Origin of the sequence: Chryseobacterium sp. MDT2-18 (assembly GCF_030815285.1) — a bacterium.
GTDB classification, from domain to species: domain Bacteria; phylum Bacteroidota; class Bacteroidia; order Flavobacteriales; family Weeksellaceae; genus Kaistella; species Kaistella salivictor.
Genome location: NZ_JAUSWQ010000010.1, coordinates 93407 through 107699 on the forward strand (window position 1 = coordinate 93407; position 14293 = coordinate 107699).

18 protein-coding genes are annotated in these 14293 nt (G+C 36.3%); 8 read left to right on the forward strand and 10 right to left on the reverse strand.

What is annotated here, in order from left to right; all coding sequences use genetic code 11:
- Window positions 1-193: 193 nt before the first annotated feature.
- Genes QF004_RS10955 through QF004_RS10985 form a run of 7 tightly spaced genes read right to left on the reverse strand, consistent with a single transcriptional unit; the run spans window position 194 to window position 6060 of the window.
- On the reverse strand, window positions 194-1621 hold the full coding sequence (locus tag QF004_RS10955) for an SDR family oxidoreductase (RefSeq protein WP_307426183.1): 1428 nt from the start codon (window positions 1619-1621) through the stop codon (window positions 194-196).
- On the reverse strand, window positions 1618-2103 hold the full coding sequence (locus QF004_RS10960; protein WP_133440268.1) for an SRPBCC family protein: 486 nt from the start codon (window positions 2101-2103) through the stop codon (window positions 1618-1620). Before QF004_RS10960 ends, QF004_RS10955 begins: the two co-directional genes overlap by 4 nt.
- Window positions 2093-2806: a lycopene cyclase domain-containing protein gene (locus QF004_RS10965; RefSeq protein ID WP_307426187.1), complete on the reverse strand. Its 714-nt coding sequence runs from the start codon at window positions 2804-2806 to the stop codon at window positions 2093-2095. Before QF004_RS10965 ends, QF004_RS10960 begins: the two co-directional genes overlap by 11 nt.
- Window positions 2807-2809: 3 nt before the next feature.
- Window positions 2810-3283, reverse strand: coding sequence for a sterol desaturase family protein (locus QF004_RS10970; RefSeq protein ID WP_133440270.1), 474 nt, complete (start codon window positions 3281-3283; stop codon window positions 2810-2812).
- A 1-nt stretch (window position 3284) separates the two neighbouring features.
- Window positions 3285-3743: a hypothetical protein gene (locus QF004_RS10975; protein WP_307426192.1), complete on the reverse strand. Its 459-nt coding sequence runs from the start codon at window positions 3741-3743 to the stop codon at window positions 3285-3287.
- On the reverse strand, window positions 3743-4588 hold the full coding sequence (locus QF004_RS10980) for a phytoene/squalene synthase family protein (protein WP_307426195.1): 846 nt from the start codon (window positions 4586-4588) through the stop codon (window positions 3743-3745). Before QF004_RS10980 ends, QF004_RS10975 begins: the two co-directional genes overlap by 1 nt.
- Window positions 4589-4590: 2 nt before the next feature.
- Entirely contained in the window at window positions 4591-6060 is a 1470-nt protein-coding gene (locus QF004_RS10985) for an NAD(P)/FAD-dependent oxidoreductase (RefSeq protein WP_133440273.1), read from the reverse strand.
- Between the two features lie 88 nt (window positions 6061-6148).
- On the opposite strand from QF004_RS10985, the gene QF004_RS10990 reads away from it, so the two are divergent.
- The 8 genes from QF004_RS10990 to QF004_RS11025 are packed head-to-tail and all read left to right on the forward strand — an operon-like array spanning window position 6149 to window position 11855.
- The gene (locus QF004_RS10990; protein ID WP_307426197.1) at window positions 6149-6820 is read left to right on the forward strand and encodes a TetR family transcriptional regulator C-terminal domain-containing protein; all 672 of its coding nucleotides are present in this window, start codon (window positions 6149-6151) and stop codon (window positions 6818-6820) included.
- On the forward strand, window positions 6817-8136 hold the full coding sequence (locus QF004_RS10995) for an AarF/ABC1/UbiB kinase family protein (protein ID WP_307426201.1): 1320 nt from the start codon (window positions 6817-6819) through the stop codon (window positions 8134-8136). The genes QF004_RS10990 and QF004_RS10995 overlap by 4 nt, the downstream gene beginning before the upstream one ends.
- Window positions 8133-8408, forward strand: coding sequence for a TIGR03643 family protein (locus QF004_RS11000; protein ID WP_307426203.1), 276 nt, complete (start codon window positions 8133-8135; stop codon window positions 8406-8408). The genes QF004_RS10995 and QF004_RS11000 overlap by 4 nt, the downstream gene beginning before the upstream one ends.
- Window position 8409: 1 nt before the next feature.
- Window positions 8410-9033: a flavin reductase family protein gene (locus QF004_RS11005; RefSeq protein WP_307426206.1), complete on the forward strand. Its 624-nt coding sequence runs from the start codon at window positions 8410-8412 to the stop codon at window positions 9031-9033.
- 26 nt (window positions 9034-9059) lie between these two features.
- Window positions 9060-9206, forward strand: a complete 147-nt coding sequence (locus tag QF004_RS11010) for a DUF2256 domain-containing protein (protein WP_307426209.1) — start codon at window positions 9060-9062, stop codon at window positions 9204-9206.
- 2 nt (window positions 9207-9208) lie between these two features.
- Window positions 9209-9904 (forward strand): SDR family NAD(P)-dependent oxidoreductase, encoded by a 696-nt coding sequence (locus QF004_RS11015; RefSeq protein ID WP_307426212.1) that lies wholly within the window; start codon window positions 9209-9211, stop codon window positions 9902-9904.
- A gap of 6 nt (window positions 9905-9910) precedes the next feature.
- Window positions 9911-10561, forward strand: a complete 651-nt coding sequence (locus tag QF004_RS11020) for a MarR family winged helix-turn-helix transcriptional regulator (protein ID WP_133440278.1) — start codon at window positions 9911-9913, stop codon at window positions 10559-10561.
- Window positions 10554-11855, forward strand: coding sequence for a deoxyribodipyrimidine photo-lyase (locus QF004_RS11025; protein ID WP_307426218.1), 1302 nt, complete (start codon window positions 10554-10556; stop codon window positions 11853-11855). Before QF004_RS11020 ends, QF004_RS11025 begins: the two co-directional genes overlap by 8 nt.
- 177 nt (window positions 11856-12032) lie before the next feature.
- On the opposite strand, the gene QF004_RS11030 is transcribed toward QF004_RS11025, so the two are convergent.
- From QF004_RS11030 to QF004_RS11040, 3 genes are all read right to left on the reverse strand, one after another.
- Window positions 12033-12884, reverse strand: a complete 852-nt coding sequence (locus QF004_RS11030; protein ID WP_307426221.1) for a diacylglycerol kinase family protein — start codon at window positions 12882-12884, stop codon at window positions 12033-12035.
- 51 nt (window positions 12885-12935) lie between these two features.
- Window positions 12936-13745, reverse strand: coding sequence for a DUF3298 and DUF4163 domain-containing protein (locus QF004_RS11035; RefSeq protein ID WP_133440281.1), 810 nt, complete (start codon window positions 13743-13745; stop codon window positions 12936-12938).
- A 104-nt stretch (window positions 13746-13849) separates the two neighbouring features.
- Window positions 13850-14275: a DUF5684 domain-containing protein gene (locus QF004_RS11040; protein ID WP_307426225.1), complete on the reverse strand. Its 426-nt coding sequence runs from the start codon at window positions 14273-14275 to the stop codon at window positions 13850-13852.
- Between the last annotated feature and the right edge of the window lie 18 nt (window positions 14276-14293).

Here is a 14293-nt window from a genome sequence, read left to right on the forward strand (position 1 = left end):
AAGGGGCAAGTTTTTATACTTCTGAATGGAGAAAATTATTTCTTTTCTTTTAATCACATAGCATGCAAATATCTACAATCGGAAATTCGTAAACTGATTATCAAAAAACCGCATGTAAAACCGTAATTCTATGTACGTTTTGCAGTCTTTTGAAATCAAATTTTTGTTGCTAAAAATAAGAAAGACTATGAATTTATTTTCCTGCCAGTTTTTTCAACATTCCGTTAAAGATCAAGCCGTGAAAAGGCAAGACCGAATACCAGTACAATCTCCCCGATAAACCGAGCGGACGAAAAGTGGCCTCTTGATGCAAAACGCCGTTTTTGATTTTAAATTCCAGCCAGGCTTCTCCCGGAAGTTTCATTTCGGCAAAAAGCAAAAGTCGTTTTTTATCTCTGTCAGCATACAAAACGCGCCAGAAATCTACAGAATCTCCGGCTTCTAAATCATTGATGTTTCTGCGGCCCCGTCTTAAACCAACGCCTCCAAAAAGTTTATCTAAAAATCCACGGATCCGCCAAAGGAAATCTGCATAATACCAACCGGTTTTCCCACCGATACTGAAAATCCGTTCTAAAGTTGCGGCTTCATCATCCACTTTAATTTCGCGGATATCTTTAAAACAACCTTCGTCCGGAACTTCCAGATATTGCCAGACTTGGCGGCTGTGAAACTGATTGCTGAAGGAATCAAACCAACTCGACAAAACATCATTCTGCTTGATTTTGTCAAATGCCTGACGGATTGCTTCCTGATAAGAAAAAAGATGAATGTTTAACTGCTCTGCCAAATTGTTTTGGTGCGCGACCACATCGATTTTCATCGAATCGACTAAATTTTTTGCCAGAAAATAACTCGTCGAAGTCACGAAATACAACCAATAAGAAGACAGTTTCGGCGTCATCACCGGAACGATGAAAATATAGCGTTTCAAACCGCGGATTTCTGCGTACTGCAAAAGCATTTCTTTGTAAGTGAGAATGTCGGTTCCGGCGATATCGTAATTTTGATTATAGGTAAATTCTTTTCCCAAAACGCCTACCAAAAACTGCATCACATTTCTTATCGCAATCGGCTGACATTTGGTATTGAGCCATTTCGGCGTAATCATGAACGGTAATTTTTCAACCAGATCTCTGATGATTTCAAAAGAGGCGCTTCCTGAACCCACGATAATCCCGGCCCGAAGACTGGTTAAACTGTAAACGGAACTTTTCAGCGCCTCTTCTACATTTTTTCTGGACTGAAGATGTTTGGAAAGTTTTTGTTCATTAATAATTCCTGTCAGGAAAATCACCTGTTTTACCGAAGTTTGTTCTAAAGCACGGCGAAAATTCTCTGCGGAAATTTTTTCCTTTTCCTGAAAATCACCTTCGCTGGAAGACATCGAATGAATTAAATAATAAGCTGCTTCTATATCTTTCGGAATATTATTTAAAGAAGATTCATCTAAAAAATCATTCTCAATCACTTCAATTTGCCCGAGTTTTTCTTTAAATAATTTAAGCCCGAAACGGTTTTTATCCCTTACAGAACATACCACATGATGGCCTTCTTCCAACAACTGAATCAGAAGCCTTTTGCCAATATAACCGGTAACGCCTGTAAGAAGGATTTTCATGATGCAAATGTTTTTTCTAAAATTTTGAAACGGCTTTCAAAGATAAATTTCACTTTATCCCGCACTAATTTTCCGGCCAGAAAATCTCCCAAAATCCCGAAGGGCATTTTGAAATTAACGATGTCGGTCATTTTCACTTTTCCGTCTGCTGCTTCTTCAAAATGATGTTCGTGATGCCACATCGCATAGGGACCGAATCTTTGTTCATCCACAAAAAACTGATGATCTTCCAAATGCGTGATTTCTGTAATCCAGTTCGATTTTATAAATGGTAAAACACCGATTTTATAAGTGATAATTTGACCTTTGTACGTTTTGTTTGGTGGATTATTGGTAATCCTAAAATCCATTTCTTTCGGCGTGATTTTATCTAAATTCGTTGGCAATGTAAAGAATTTCCAAGCTTTATCAAGTGAAAGCGGTAAAATCTGTTCGGAAGTCAACGTGTAAATTCCGGATTGTTTGGTTAAATTAATTTTCATGGCTGGATTTAAATAATTTCTTGGTTTTTAAATATTCAAACAAAAGCGTAATCGAGTAGAGCAGTGCGAAACAGTAAAAACTGTCTTCCACCGGAATCGTTCCCATGCGTATTCCCAGATTCTGAGTGTTGTCATAAGAAACGACGGGCAAATCAGAATAACTTCCTGTTAAAGCCGAGTTTACAAAGTAGAAAGGGATGAATATAATGACGAAACTCAGATAAAATCTTTGGGCATATTTCCATTGAAAAATAATCTGTCCTAACATTAATAATGTAAAAAGCCCGATACAAACGAAGGTGTACATTTTATCATAATTAAAAACGGTTAGCAATAAACCGACCGCGAAAAGAAGGTAAGTAATCCATTTCGTCACCTTTGCAGATAATTCAATATTGGGAAAGAAATATTTTAAAGAATAATGAATAAATATACTGGCATAAGGAATCAGCAAGAAAAACAACCATTCTTCAATAGGCAATTTTAGAATCCTGAAACCTATTAAATATTGGTCATTAAAAGCCCAGACATTTTGATAAGCAAAATAACTGTCCCATAAAATAAAGAAAATTCCCACAACCGCAATCGAGGTGAAATACGCTTTCCAGTGCTGAATGAAATGCATTCTTTTCTTCTCAAAACTGTAGATGAAAGGAATTAAAAAACTGAAAACATCTAAAAGTAAGTAATAATAAGATTGCAAAATTTATTTTTTTAAAGTTGATAACCGGGCTTCTTTGAAATAATGGAGCGGCACGAAAAGCATTCCGAAACATTCGCCGTCTTCTTTGCCCAAATGTTTGTGGTGCATTTTATGTGCTTTTCTCAACCCACGGAAATACCAGTTGTTGGTTTTGTCGAACCATTTGAATCTCCGGTGAATTAAAACATCATGAACCAGAAAATAACACATTCCGTAAATTAAAATTCCTAAGCCTACGAAGAACATCCAGTTCAGTTCGCCACGCGTTCCGAAGTAAAAAAGTAAAATACTAGGAATTGCGAAAACGACAAAAAAAGCATCGTTTTTTTCAAATACGTGAGGGTACCCGGGCTGATGATGATCTTCGTGCAGGTACCAACCCAAACCGTGCATGATGTATTTGTGTGTAAGCCAGGTAACTCCCTCCATGCCGATAACAATTACGATTGTTAACAGAATATATCCAATAATTTCCATTTTATAATTTTAAATAATCTTTGATGTATAGTTTCAAATCTTCATCATTTGTGTTTTTGTATTCCTTCGCCAAAAAATTTCGGTCTTCTTTAATCTGCTGATTATATCCTAAAATTGAAGGCGCTTTTTCCTGGGTGATTAAACGCATTAATCTGATTTCTAAATTTTTAGGATCTGCTTTTAAAGCCTGTTCCATTGTTTTCTTTCCCTCATTAAAGTAAGACATTTTTTTCAGCGGATTAAAGGCATGTTTTGCCATAAAGAATTTCCCTACGGCTAAAAATCCCCCGTAAACCGGTTCTTTCGAATTCCGGTAAGCAGTGCTGGATTTTTCAATCAATATTTTTGCCGATTTTTCAGAACTTTCACCCGTTTTCAGCAAAGTTCGCAATTCTTTTACATTTTGAGAAAACATCATATTGGAAATCAATAAAATTAAAAGCAAGCTCAATTTTTTCATTACAGCAGATTCAGATTTTTGTTTAAAATCATTTCCCCAAAGAGGTACATTTTTCGGGCATTTGAAACGCGTATTCTTTTGGTTAAAAGCAATTCTGGTTTCGTCCTTCTTATTTTCTTAAACAAATTAAAGTAATATTTGTAGGCCATAAAAACGGCTAACCTGCTTGAAATTGGAAGCATTTTTATTCCAATTTTAGCGTGTTCGAAATCATTGGCGATATCTTTTTCAATTTCAATTTTATCTTTCTCTGAAAAATTTTTAAAATCGACTCCGGGAAAATAAGTCCGGTTGAGATCAAGAAAGTCAGCACTGATATCCCTTAAGAAATTGATCTTTTGAAAAGCGGCTCCTAAACTCTGTGCATAAGGTTTCAGTTTTTCATATTCTTCAATATTGCCATTGACAAAGACTTTAAGACACATCAACCCTACGACTTCGGCAGAACCGTAAATATATTCGTTGTATTTTTCATCATTCAGATCTTTAATTTCTCCCAAATCCATTTTCATTGAATGCAGAAAAGCATCAACCAAATCCTGCGGAATATTTTTCTCACGCTGCGTTAAACAGAAGGAATGTAAAATTGGATTGAGGGAAATACCGTTTTCTTTTGCAGAATGATAATTTCTCTCAAATTCTGCCATTAATTTAACTTTGTCATAATCGTGAAAAGTATCCACAATCTCATCTGCCAATCTTACAAATCCGTAAATGTTATAGATATGTTGGCGGATTTCCGGTTGAAAAAGAGAAGACGCCTTGTAGAACGAGGTGCTGTATTTTTCGGTGACCATCTTCGAAGATTGCCCACAAAACGAATTAAAAATTTCTAAATTATTCATCGTTAGAATATTTTGTTTTGATGTTGAAGAATGTAATCTGTCACTACTTTTCCGGAGATTAAAGCGGGCGGAACACCCGGTCCGGGAACGGTAAGTTGACCAGTGTAGAATAAATTCTTTATTTTTTTGTTACTGATGCTTGGCCGTAAAACAGAAGTTTGTAATAAGGTGTTGGCCAATCCGTACGCGTTACCACGGCAGGAGTTGTAGCGCTCTTTGAAATCCTGTACCCCAAAACTTTTTTTGAACAGTACTGAACTTCGCAAATCTACACCGATGTTTTTTTCCACCCGATCCATAATCAGTTCGAAATACCGGTCATGAATATCCTGACTATCCTCTAAATCTACCGCTACAGGAATTAAGAAAAAGCCCACTTCTTTTCCTTCCGGACATAAATCCAAATCCGTTTTCGACGAGAAATTGGCATAAAACAAAGGTTTTTTTGGCAATTTCGGTTCATCATAAATATCAACAGCATGCTGCCCGAAATCGGTATCGAAGAATAAATTGTGATGCTGCAGTTCCGGAACTTTTTTGTCAAACGCTACATAATATAAAAAGGACGATGGGGCAAAAACTTTCTTTTGCCAATATTTGTCGCTGTAGTTTTTTTGATTAGGATTTAAAAGTTGCTCGGTATGAGCATAATCCGCACCGGAAATTACCAGATCGGTATCGAAGAAACCGTGAGTGGTTACAACGCTTGTCGCCGCATTGTTTTCAGTTTCTATTTTTATTACATTTTGATTAAGGTGAAATTCAACGCCTAATTCTTTTGCCAACTTCACCATTCCCAGAGCAACTGCATTAAAGCCTCCTTTCGGATACCAGGTTCCCAAACCAAAATCGGCGTGATTCATAAAATTATAAAACGCCGGCGTATTCTGTGGTTTCGCTCCCAAAAACAGAACGGGAAATTCCAGAATACTTTGAAGTTTTGGATTTTTGATGTTCTTTCTTACCGTCTGCGAAATGTTTTGAACAAACAGATTTAATCTGGAGGCTGTCTCTAAACTGACCAGTTCTAACAAAGATTTCCCGGGATTGTACACCAAATCTTTCATCGCGATTTCGTAATTTTTACGGGAATCTTCCATGAATTTCCGCAAATGCTTTCCGCTTCCGGGTTCTACTTCTTCAAATTTAGCAATGATTTTTTCAGGTTCATCAGAAATATCGATGTAGTCATCTTTCCCGAAAATAACTCTGTAACCGGGAGATAACTTCTTTAATTCATAATAATCAGAAACATTTTTGCCGAAATCAGCAAAAAACCGTTCGAATATATCCGGCATCCAATACCAACTTGGTCCCATGTCAAATTTAAATCCAGCAATTTCCAGCATAGAAGCTCGGCCGCCTAACTGTTCGTTTTTTTCTAAAACCTGAACAGAATAGCCTGCTTTAGCCATGTAACAGGCAGAAGCAATAGCGGAAAATCCGGATCCGATAATGATTACTTTTTTCATCTCTTTTAATAATGGAACAAAAATATACTTTTATTTTATAAATAGAAAATATTTTTACTAAATTTGTGCTTTAATTTAAAACCAAGATATGAAAAATACAGAAGTAACTCAGGAAAAAATTTTAGATATTTATTCTAAATATGTTCTTCGAAATAATAAAAAGCCATTGAATGTTTTCACTTTCTGTGATGAACATGAGCTCGATGAATCTCAATTTTATTTCTTTTACGCTAATTTCGACCAGCTCGAAGCAGATTATCTTAAATATTTTATGAACCAAAGTATCCTCCTTATTTCTAAAGAAGAAGACTATGAAGGGGATGATGCCAAAACAAAAATGCTCTCCTTTTATTATACCTTTTTTGAACAGTTGACGATGAACAGAAGTTTGGTGATTTACCTTATCGGTTCAGACAAAAATAATTTGGATCATCTGAAAAAATTGTGGCCGCTGAAAAAAGAGTTTCAGTCCTTTATTAGATCATTAGCTATTTCGCATCCATTGATGGAAAGTCAAAATGAAAATATGGCCAAAATAGAACGGTTCAAAAACAAAGGCATCGAAGAATTATATTGGGGACATTTTCTGACCACGCTGAAATTCTGGATAGAAGATACGAGTTCTAATTTCGAGAAAACCGATATTTTTATTGAAAAATCAGTGGACACCAGTTTCGAACTTTTTGAAATTAAACCTTTGAAGAAATTAGTCGATTTGGGAAAATTTCTCTTTAATGAAAAAATAAAAAACAATTCATGAAAACCTTAGATAAAATACCAACAAGTAAAATCCAGCGTGCCGGTAAATTGATTTCCACCGGTGCTAAAGTTGGCGTGAATTATTTAAAATACTACGGTGAAAAAATCACCAAAACGGAAGATGAAGCCAAAGACAATCTCAATAAAAATAACGCAACGGATATTTATGACAGTTTAAAAGAATTGAAAGGAAGCGCGCTGAAAGTTGCCCAAATGTTGAGCATGGAAAAGAATATTTTACCGGCAGCTTACGTGGAGAAATTTTCTTTATCCCAGTTTCAGGTTCCGCCACTGTCGGCGCCTTTGGTGACCAAGATCTTTAAAACGTATTTTGGAAAAAGGCCCAATGAGCTTTTCGATGAGTTTGAGCCCAATTCCACCAATGCTGCAAGTATCGGTCAGGTTCATAAAGCTAAAAAAGACGGTAAAGAACTGGCGGTAAAGATTCAGTATCCGGGAGTTTCCGACTCTATTTCCTCTGATTTGGCGATGGTAAAACCCATTGCGATGAAGATGTTCAATATCAAAGGGAAAAACTCCGATCAATATTTCAAAGAAGTGGAAGATAAGTTGCTGGAAGAAACCGATTATAATTTAGAAATCAGTCAAAGTTTAGAAATCAGAAAAAGTTGTGAATCCTTGCCAAATCTGGCTTTCCCCGATTATTATCCGCAATATTCCAATGACCGGATTATCACGATGGACTGGATGCACGGAATCCATCTTTCGACTTTCTGTGCCGCCAATCAGGACCCAAAACTGGCGAATAAGGTTGGTCAGGCGTTGTGGGATTTTTATATGTTTCAGATTCATCAGTTGAGAAAAGTACACGCGGATCCGCATCCGGGGAATTTTTTGGTTTCTGAAGAAGGAACTTTAATTGCTATTGATTTTGGCTGTATGAAAGGTATTCCTGAGGATTTTTATATTCCTTATTTTGAACTGGCAATTCGGGAAAATTTAGAAAATAAAGAGTTTTTTGACCGGAAATTACTGGAACTGGAAATTATAAGACCTGACGATTCTGCTGAAGAAAAGGAATTTTTCACGCAGATATTCTATGAATTGCTGTATTTGTTTACTACTCCTTTTCAGGAAGAAAATTTCGATTTCTCCGATGGTAAATTCTTTCAAGCGATTGCAGATCTTGGTCAGAAATATGCCAAAAACACCCAAATCAAAGGCAGAAATGCCAATCGCGGATCGAGACATTTTATTTATATGAACCGTACCTTTTTCGGACTTTATAATTTAATGCACGACATCAAAGCCAATCATATTCTTATTAATAATTATAAAAATTTTATTAAAAATTGATTTTAACTGAACAGCAAACCGACCGGATTATCGAAATGGCCTGGGAAGACCGAACGCCTTTCGAAGCCATTTTCTATCAGTTTGAGTTGGCAGAAAAAGACGTCATCGCTTTGATGAGAAAAGAATTAAAAAGGAGTTCATTTAATTTATGGCGCAAACGGGTGAATTCGGGAGCGAGTCAGAAACATTTGTATAAAAGAAATAATGAGATCAACCGGTTTAGATGCACCAGACAAAGAACGATTTCCGGTAACAAAATAAGCAAGAGATAAAATGGATAAGGAGGACGAGATTTTAAGTATTAACCGCGATCAGATTTTGGAAAGTGAAAAACTTTACCGGGTAAAATTGGTTAATTCTTTAGCGGGAATTCGTCAGGTTGTTTTGGTTGGAACCAAATCTAAAAGTGATTACGAAAATCTGGCGGTTTTCAGTTCGTTGATTCATTTGGGTGCAAATCCACCTTTGTTTGGGTTGATTTCAAGACCGGATTCTGTGGATCGGGATACTTTGGAAAATATCAGAGAAACCGAAAGTTATACTTTAAATTTCATTGATAAACAGTGGGTGAAACAGGCGCATCAGACTTCGGCGCGTTATCCAAAAGAGGTCTCAGAGTTTGCGGAAGTTGGTTTGACTGCGGAATATTTGGAAAACTGCTTTTCTCCATTTGTAAAAGAAGCTCCCATTAAAATAGAAATGAAACTGCAGCAAATTTTAGATATCGAGATTAATAAAACCAAAATGATTATTGGAAGCATCGAAAGCCTGTATCTTCAAAAAAACAGATTGGCAGAAGATGGCTTGGTAAAGCCGGATCACTTATTGTTAAGTGGTGGTCTGGATGCTTATTACAGCGGTGAATTTATTACGCAGTTGCCTTATGCAAAACCTTAAAATTAATTTGAGTTTCAGTGAGAAATGTGAAGAAAGAACATTTGCCGGTGAAGATTTATCAGACTTGTCAAAGGCCTTTTTCCTGGCGCAAAAAATGGGAAAAAGATTGGGAGAAGGTAAAGTTTTGTAGTGAAAAATGTAAAAAAAATAAATCCATAAATAACGACTGTTGACCATGAAAAATATACTGATCATAGGTGCCGGAAAAGGAATTGGACTAAAATCTGCGCAGCTTTTAAAAGATGAAAATCTGTACACCATTTCCCGAAATCTCACTCCAGAACTGGAAAGTTTAGGAACTCATTTTTTTCAGCTGGATATATCCAAAAATGATCTAAGTGAAGTATCTTTACCTGATGAATTGCACGGTCTTGTTTTTTGTCCCGGATCGATTAATTTGAAACCGTTTAACCGTCTTTCAGAAGCAGATTTTTTGGCAGACTTTAATCAGAATCTGATGGGTGCGGTGAAAATTATTCAGAAATGTCTGCCGGCTTTGAAGAAATCGAAATCGGCAAGTATCGTTCTTTTTTCAACGGTTGCGGCCAAAGTAGGAATGCCATTTCATACTTCAGTTGCAGCAAGTAAAGGAGCAATCGAAGGTTTTGCAAAGAGCCTGGCTGCCGAACTGGCTTCTGCGAAAATAAGGGTGAATGTCATTGCGCCTTCGCTTTCGGATACGGCATTGGCGGCGCAACTTCTTTCCACTGAAGAGAAAAGAGAAGCCTCGGCAAAAAGACATCCGTTGCAAAGAATCGGTTTGCCAGACGATAGTGCGCAACTCGTTGAGTTTCTGCTTTCAGATAAAAGTTCGTGGATCACAGCCCAAATTATTGGAGTTGACGGCGGTCTGGGAAATATTAAACTTTAAAAAGTTATGGAATTAAATTTAATTATAGAGATTTTAAAAGAACTCGATTCTTTTCAGAAAATTCAGCCGGGAAGTCAAAAAACGCTGGAAGATTTCAGAATGTATCTGAATGAAAAAGCCTACGAAAAAGAAACCCCCAGAAATTTAACCGAAAAGTTTGATCTGGAAGTGTACGATCTTGAAAACGAAATTGCCAAACAGGTAATTATGCTTGGTAGATATTCTAAACAGTTGATCCGAAAGTCTTTGGAGGATAATCCTAATTTGGTCAATGAAGATTTTACCTATCTTTTCAGAATGATGGATTATCCGTCGCTGACCAAAATGCAGCTCATCGAAAAAAATGCCCATGAAAAACAAACCGGCATCGAAATTATCAAAAGATTGGTAAAAAATGGTCTCTTAATTGAAAGTCCTGATCAAAATGATAAAAGAAGCACCCGGATTTCGGTAACCGAAAAAGGAAAAAAAGTTTTCCTGGAATCGATGAAAGATATTACCATCGTCTCTAAAATTATGTGCGGAAAACTCAACGGGGAAGAGAAAGGAAATTTGCTGAATTATTTGAAAAAGCTCAACACTTTTCACCACACCGTTTACACGAATTTTAAAAATGAAGAATTGGTAAGAATCCTTCAAATGGTAGATCATGACTGATAAAATTTCTGTTTTTTGGTTCAGAAGAGATTTGAGATTGTCTGATAATCACGGATTATTTGAAGCGCTTCAATCTGCTGAAAACGTTTTACCCATTTTTATTTTCGATACCGAAATTCTTTCGAAACTTGAAAATAAAGAAGATAAACGAGTCGATTTTATTGTTCAGGTTTTGCAGATTCTGAATCAGTTTTTAGAAAAATCCGGAAAATCAATTAAAATTCTTCATGGGGAACCTTTAAATGTATTTAAAGAACTTATTGAGAATTACGACATAGAAAAAGTTTTCTGCAATGAAGATTATGAACCGCAAGCCATTAAAAGAGATGATGAAATTGCGCAGTTCTTCACTGAAAAAAATATTGGATTTCAGTCCTTTAAAGATCAGGTCCTTTTTCACAAAGGCGATATTTTAAAGTCCGACGGAAGTCCGTACACGATTTACACGCCCTATTCGAAGCAGTGGTTAAAAATGTATAGTGATGAAGAAGAGGAGTCTTATCCCAGTGAGAAACTCCTTCATCATTTACTTGATGTAGAAAAACAGGAAATTTCCCTGCAAAAAATAGGATTCAAAAAGACAACTTATCAGTTTCAAGCTCCTGCCATCAATCGTGAAATTTTGAAGAATTATCACGAAACCCGCAATTTTCCATCGACGCCAACTTCTGAAATGAGTGTTCACCTTCGTTTCGGAACAGTGAGCATTAGGAAGCTGGCTGCTGAAGCCAGAAAGCTGAATGAGACTTATTTAAAGGAATTGATCTGGCGGGAATTTTTTATGCAGATTCTTTATCATTTTCCGAAAGTGGTTACAGAATCTTTCAAAAGAAAATACGATCATATTACCTGGTTATATGATGGAGAACTTCTCCGGAAATGGCAGGAAGGAAAGACCGGATATCCACTTGTAGATGCCGGAATGCGGGAACTCAACGAAACAGGTTTGATGCACAACCGCGTAAGAATGGTTTGTGCAAGTTTTTTCACCAAACATCTTTTAATGGACTGGCGAATTGGTGAAGCCTATTTTGCGGAAAAATTATTGGATTACGATTTATCTGCGAATAATGGAAACTGGCAGTGGAGTGCAGGAACTGGTTGTGATTCGGCTCCGTATTTCAGGGTTTTCAATCCGGAAGAACAGCAGAAAAAATTCGATCCTGATTTTAAATATATTAAAAAATGGGTGAAAGAATTCGGAACAAAAGATTATCCGGAACCGGTTGTAGAGCACAGGTTTGCGCGTTTGCGGGCTTTGGAAACGTATAAAAAAGGATTGCAGGATGTGTGATTTTTATATTCCAAAATTAACCATTAAGCTTTTTATGAAAGAATTAAGTGCAGTAAGATTTCCTTCGGAAATTGGAAATTAGCAAACCCTGAGGAACTTTTGAATAAGACTTTGTTGCTTAAAGTAAAATACTCTTTAAGATTCGTTTTAACTAAAAATAAATACTTTTCGGTTTTATCAGATCAGAATCTTCAGACTTTTCGGTAAGACTTTAATATGAACAGGGGAGTCGATTTCATTGTATTCACCGTCTAAATGCCAGTCTTTGGTATCCACCGTAAAATCAATTTCAGGGACAGAAAGGAAAGTTACATATTTGTTTTCCTTCAACGTTTTCGAAAACATTCTGAAGGCAAATGCGGCACCATGACGTAAAGGGAATTTTTTCACCAGAACAATTTCTGCCAAACCATCCACCGTACTTGCATGCGGAGCGATATAAGCATTATTCCCGAACTGTCGCGTATTGGCAACGTTTAACATTAAATATTCGCCATTGTGTTTCTTAAACTGTTCTGACGGAAATTTCACTTGGATCGGTTTGTAATGAAAGAAAGTTTTTATCGAAGTTTTAATATAGTTTTTAAAACCGCGGCTGGTTTTTTCAAATTCCTTCACTACTTTTCCGTCGAAACCCGTTCCTGAAACATTAATTGAAAGCCGGTCATTCACTTTAAAAGTGTCGATTTCCCGGTATTTATTGGCTCTGATTTTTGCTAAAAGTTCAGCCAAATTTTTAGTAAAATTCGTCTCATTTGAAAATCCGTTTCCTGAACCTGCCGGAAAAATGGCCAGAATTTTACCGGTATTAATCAACTGCTTCGCGACTGAAGAAATAGTTCCGTCGCCACCTACGGCAACAAAAATATCAATATTTGCAAAATTTTCACTGATGAACTGCTCAGTTCCTTCTAAAGATTCTGAGATGTAGAAATGCGGATTTTTAACCTGTTTTTGAAGGGAATCTAAAAAAGGCTGGTAGTTTTTCTTTGCAGAAAAAGGATTGATAATAAAGGCGACATTCTTCATGGTTGGCAAAAATAGAAAAAGCAGGCGATAAAAACCTGCTTTTAGGAAATATTATAAATTTTGTCGTTTGATGAACTCGTCTGTTAAAAGTAGTTTGATATCCGAAAGAGGAACTTTGATTAAAACCGTACCCGCAGCATACGCCGTGATTTCATACTGGTTATAGAGGAAATAGAGATTTTTATCATCAAAATAAAAATTGTTGTTAAGTGGAATTTGTTTCACCAAAAGCATTTCAAATTGTCCTTTTCCTCCGTCATTTTGGATGAAATTATTCATTAAAATCGGATCCCAGATCTTCGAGTCCTGATTGGCAACAATATCTGATAAATGGAGCGTTTTATTGTTCTGTAAATCAAAAACTTTATAAGTTTCAAAATAATAACCGTGAGCGCCACCCGTATAGCCATCGCCGGTGTACTGAACAGTCAGGAAATTATTTCGGTGAGAAAACAGATTCATATTCGAATTTTTTTCCCAGTTCTGGGCGAATTCGGGTTTGTAATCCTGTAAGGCATTCTTCTCTTCTTCGTAAAATTCTTTCATTTTCAGATCTAATGCATCCGCGATATTGGCCTTGGAATATTCGGTTAACCGAATTTCTTTTGGCGCATAAATAGAATCTAAAAGTGCTTTGTTTTTAAGAGTCGGAAAAACCAATATTTTAGACTGAAATTTGACGGTGAGGTTTTGGTCAATTTTTAGCGAATCGTTCACTTTCACGGAATCAAGCGGAAAGTTGCCGGTGGTAGAAGTGATTTTTTCAACGGTTCCATTCGACGTTTCTGCTGTAGATTTTTCTTTGTTACAACTCATTAATAAAACTGCAAATGCGACTGATATGGCCAGTAAATTTTTCATTCTGAAATTTAATAAAAATATATAACTTATAAAAACGGAAATTCAAATTTTAAGGTTTGAAAAAAAACCGTCAATTTGACGGCTTCTTACAAAAATTCTCATCATTATTTTCTGTCGTCAGGCAAAGCATTTGGGTTATAAACTGAATCACCGAAAGCGAGAACCGGAAAACCGATAAATGGTAATATCACCAAAAGTACCGTCATCAAAGTATCTTTACCGAAAAATTTGGATAAGCGGTCTGCTACTATAATTCCAAAAATAATGTTGACAAATGGAACCATCAAAAGAATAAACCACCAAATGGGTTTTTTAATGATGTCAAGCAAAACAATAGAGTTGTAAATTGGAATAAATGCTGCCCAGGCATCTTCTCTTCCTGCTTTTTGAAAAATTTTGTAGAGACAGAACGAAAAGAATAAATAGACAAATAAATAGAAAATAAGCATTCCGAAGCCCATGGCCATAGTGCCTGCTACATCGCCGGAATTCATTCCATCGTAAGGATTAGTCTGTAATAAAGTCATCATAGTATATTATTTTAAGTT